Source organism: Streptomyces sp. NPDC088124 (genome assembly GCF_040685895.1).
Lineage (GTDB): Bacteria > Actinomycetota > Actinomycetes > Streptomycetales > Streptomycetaceae > Streptomyces.
Genome location: NZ_JBFBJB010000124.1, coordinates 1 through 4,965 on the forward strand (window position 1 = coordinate 1; position 4,965 = coordinate 4,965).

Here is a 4,965-nt window from a genome sequence, read left to right on the forward strand (position 1 = left end):
AGTCGCCGACCGCCCCTCCAACTCACCCAGAAACCACAACCGCTGCTGCGCAAACGACACCGGCACCACCTCGGGCCGTACCATCGCCACCAGCGCGGGACGTGCCGCATCCGAATCAGTCAGCCGCTGCGCGAGTCCGGCCACGGTCGGCGCCTCGAACAGCGCCCGCATCGCGACCTCCACCCCCAGATCCGTCCGGATCCGGTTGGTCAGCTGCACCGCGAGCAGTGAGTGGCCGCCCAGCTCGAAGAAGTTGTCCTCCACCCCGACCACAGGCAATCCCAGGACCTCGGCGAATACCGAGCACAGAAGCTCCTCCCGCACCGTCACCGGCCCCCGCCGATCATCGGTCGGCCGGTAGTCCGGAGCGGGCAGGGCCCTGCGGTCCAGCTTGCCGTTCACCGTCAGGGGCAGAGCCTCCAGCACCACCAGCGCCGACGGCACCATGTACTCCGGCAGCACACCCTGCAGATGCCCACGTACTACGGCAAGGTCCACACCCTCCGGACCGCCCGCCGGGACGAGATAGCCGACCAGACGCCTGTCACCGGGGCGGTCCTCACGCACCACCACCGCCGCCCCGGCCACGGACCGATGTGCGCTCAGCGCCGCCTCGACCTCACCCAACTCGATCCGGAAACCACGCACCTTCACCTGATCATCCGTACGGCCCAGATACTCCAACTGCCCGTCGGCGTTCCACCGGGCCAGGTCGCCGGTACGGTACATCCGCTCACCCGAAGTGAACGGGTTGGCCACAAACCGCTGCGCGGTCAACCCCGGCCGGTCCAGATAGCCACGGGCCAACTGCACACCGGCCAGATACAACTCACCCGCGACACCCACCGGAACCGGACGCAACGCCGCATCCAGTACATAGACCCGGGTGTTGGGGACGGGCGTGCCGATGTGCGGGGTGTTGTGGTCGTGCGCGGACAGGGGGTTGGTGGTGGTGGCGCAGACGGTGGACTCCGTCGGCCCGTAAGCGTTGATGAGACGGCGGCCGTCGGCCCAACGGGTGGCCAGACCCTGGTTCAGGGCTTCGCCTGCCGTGACGAGTGTGGTGATCGACGGCAGACTGTCCGGTTCCAGGAGAGCCAGTACGGCTGGGGGCAGGGTGGCGTGGGTGACCGACCGCTTCGCGACCAGGCGGACGAGCGCCTGGCCCGGCAGCAGGTCCTGCGGCGCGGCCAGGACGAGGCAGGCACCGTTGCACAGGGCCATCACCACCTCCCAGATCGCCGCGTCGAAGCTCGCCGAGGCGAACTGCAGCACCCGGCTCCCCACGGTGATCGCGAACTCCGCCGCCTGCACGGTGGCCAGGCTCGGCAGTCCCTGGTGAGTGACGGCCACACCCTTCGGCCGTCCGGTGGAGCCGGAGGTGTAGATGACGTAGGCGGGGTGGGCGGGCAGCAAGGCGGCGCGGCGCTCGGTGTCGGCGAGGTCGGTGTCCTGGAGGTCCGCGAGTGCGGCCGTGGTCCGCGGGTCGTCGACAGCCAGGTGTGACAGCTCTCCGCCCGTGAGGCAGGAGGCCAGATCCGCGCTGGTGAGCACCAGGAGAGGCTGGGCATCGGTGAGGACGTACGTGATCCGCTCGGCGGGATAGTCCGGGTCAACAGGCACATACGCACCCCCGGCCTTGACCACCGCAAGCAGAGCGACCACCAGATCGACCGACCGGTGCATCATCACCGCAACCAGCGACTCCGGCCCCACACCCCGAACAATCAGCAACCGCGCAAGACGGTTCGCACGCTCGTTGAGCTCCGCATAACTCAGTTCGACGTCCTCGAAGACCACGGCGGTCGCGTCGGGGGTACGAGCGGTCTGGGCCTGGAACAGCTCCGGCAACGTCACGGCAGGCACATCGCGGGCGGTGTCGTTCCACTCGACCAGGACCCGGTGCCGCTCCGCGCGATCGAGCACGTCCACCGTGCTGATCTGCTGGTGCGGCGCTGTTTCCAGGGCGGTGACGATGCCTTCGGCGGCGGTATGGACCATGGCGCACAGCGCTTCACCCGAGACGGGTTCGGCGACCTGCACGGTGAGGGTGAATCCGTCACCGGCGTCGTCGACGTTCAGCCCGATCGGGTAGTTCGTCCGCTCCTGGTCGTACAGCACCTCGATGCCGTCAAGGCTGCTGTCCGTCCCTGGCTCAGCGCTCCTGGAGTGCCGGTAATTGAACAGGGAGGTGAACAGCGGGGTGTCCGCCTTGATACCGCTGGCCTGTCGGGCCAGTTTCAAAGGTGCGTGTTCGTGGACGAGCAGGTCCGCCAGCTGGTTCTGCACCGACCGGACGGTGTCCATCACCTGCGCGCCGTGAGTCCGCACCCGTACCGGCAGGGAGTTGATGAACAGGCCCAGAACACGGTCCGCGCCGCTTCCCGCGGCCATGCGGCCGAACAGGACGGTACCGAAGACGACGTCGTCCCGGCCCGCGGTGGCCGCCAGGACCCGCGCCCACACCACGTGCAGAATCGTGGCCGGGCTCACGCCCAGCCGGCGTGACTGGTCCCGCAGTCGCCGCGCGAGTTCCGTATCCATCACGCGACGGAACTCCGTCACGCCGGTGCCGTCGCCGCGGACGTCGAGCAGACCGAATGGCGCGGTCGGCTCGGTCACGTCCCCCAACAGGGTGGAGAAGTAACTCCGGTGCTCCTCCTGCGCCACCCGCAGACGGGCCTGGGCAACGAAGTTCCGGAACGGCAAGGGCGCGGGCAGGGTGTCCTCGCGGCCCTCGATGAACGAGCGCACCTCCCCCAGCAGCACATCCAGGGTGGTGTGGTCCGCGATCAGGTGATGGGCCTGAACGAGCGCGAGCCACTGACCGTTCACCGGGTCGGTCGCCGTGTACACGCGGATCAGCGGCGCCCGGCCGATGTCCATCGAGCCAGGACACGCGGCCAGCATCCGGCCGGTCACCTCGTCGTCGGGCCCCTCGGGCAGGTCGACGCTCTCCACCGGGATGACAGCCCGGCGCACCACCACCTGGACCGGCTCGCGCAGTCCTTCCCACAGCACAGCGGTCCGCAGGATGTCATGCCGGTCCACGACCTTCTGCAGCGCGTCCACAAACCCGTCGAGCCGCTGCCGGGAGTCGAACCCCAACAGCACCGGCAGCACATACACATCGGCCCCGTCACCGGAGTCGCCCATCAGGTGGTGGAAGAGGATTCCTTCCTGCAGCGGAGCCAGCGGGTACACGTCGGCCACGTTGCCCGCTCCGCCGGGAACCCGGGCCACGATCCGGTCGGTCTCCCCGCGGGTCAGATCCACCAGGGGAAGCATGTCGGGAGAGATGGCCGGGGCGTTGTCCGGAATCCGGTTCTCCGGCACCGCCACCTCGGCCCGGCCGTCCGACGCGGCCAGTCCGGCAGCCGTCGGCGCGGCGAACAACGACCGCACATCGACCGATATCCCCCGGGCACGCAGCAGCTCCACCACCCGTACCGCGAGCAGTGAGTGGCCGCCCAGCTCGAAGAAGTTGTCCTCCACCCCGACCGTGGACAGGCCCAGGACCTCGGCGAACACGGTGCACAGGATCTCCTCCTGCACCGTTGCCGGCCCCCGCCGATCATCGGTCGGCCGGTACTCCGGGGCGGGCAGGGCCTTCCGGTCCAGCTTGCCGTTCGCCGTCAGCGGCAGAGCCTCCAGGACCACGAGCGCGGACGGCACCATGTGCTCCGGCAGCTTCGCGCCCAGGTGGGCGCGCAGGGCAGCGGTATCGACACCGTCCGTGTGACCGGTGACGGGAACGAGATAGCCGACCAGACGCTTGTCACCGGGACGGTCCTCACGCACCACCACCACCGACCGGGCCACATCCGGGTGCCCGGTCAGTACGGCCTCGACCTCACCCAACTCGATCCGGAAACCCCGGACCTTCACCTGATCATCGGTCCGCCCGAGGTATTCGAGCCGGCCCTCGGCGTTCCACCGGGCCAGGTCACCGGTGCGGTACATCCGCTCACCCCGACCACCGAACGGACTCGCGACGAACCGCTGCGCGGTCAACCCCGGCCGGTCCAGATAGCCACGGGCCAGGCCCGCACCGGCGACGTACAGCTCACCCGCGACACCCACCGGAACCGGCCGCAACGCCGCATCCAGTACATAGACCTGGGTGTTGGGGACGGGCGTGCCGATGTGCGGGGTGTTGTGGTCGTCGGCGGACAGGGGGTTGGTGGTGGTGGCGCAGACGGTGGACTCCGTCGGTCCGTAAGCGTTGATGAGACGGCGGCCGTCGGCCCAACGGGTGGCCAGACCCTGGTTCAGGGCTTCGCCGCCGCTGAGGAGGGTCGTGATCGACGGCAGACTGCCCGGTTCCAGGAGAGCCAGTACGGCGGGCGGCAGGAGTGCGTGCGTAACCGACCGCTCCGCGACCAGGCGGACGAGCGCCTGGCCCGGCAGCAGGTCCTGCGGCGCGGCCAGGACGAGGCAGGCACCGTTGCACAGGGCCATCACCACCTCCCAGATCGCCGCGTCGAAGCTCGCCGAGGCGAACTGCAGCACCCGGGTACCCGCTGTGATCGCCAATTCCTCCGCCTGCACGGTGGCCAGGCTCGGCAGTCCCTGGTGAGTGACGGCCACACCCTTCGGCTGCCCGGTGGAGCCGGAGGTGTAGATGACGTAGGCGGGGTGGGCGGGCAGCAAGGGGGCGCGGCGCTCGGTGTCGGCGGGGTCGGTGTCCCGGAGGTCCGCGAGTGCGGCGGTGGTGCTGGGGTCGTCGACGGCCACGTACGGCGGGTGCCGGTCGGTGAGGCGGGAGGCCAGGCCCGCGCTGGTGAGCACCAGGAGGGGCTGGGCGTCGGTGAGGACGTAGGCGATCCGCTCGGCGGGATAGTCCGGGTCAACAGGCACATACGCGCCCCCGGCCTTGACCACCGCAAGCAGAGCGACCACCAGATCGACCGACCGGTGCATCATCACCGCGACCAGCGACTCCGGCCCCACACCCCGATCCAT

Annotated in this window: 1 protein-coding gene; it reads right to left on the reverse strand. The window is 69.6% G+C overall.

From position 1 onward, the window contains the following. A partial coding sequence (locus tag AB0P17_RS43070) for an amino acid adenylation domain-containing protein (RefSeq protein ID WP_365820569.1) occupies positions 1-4,953 on the reverse strand: 4,953 nt, incomplete at its 3' end. Positions 4,954-4,965 lie beyond the last annotated feature (12 nt).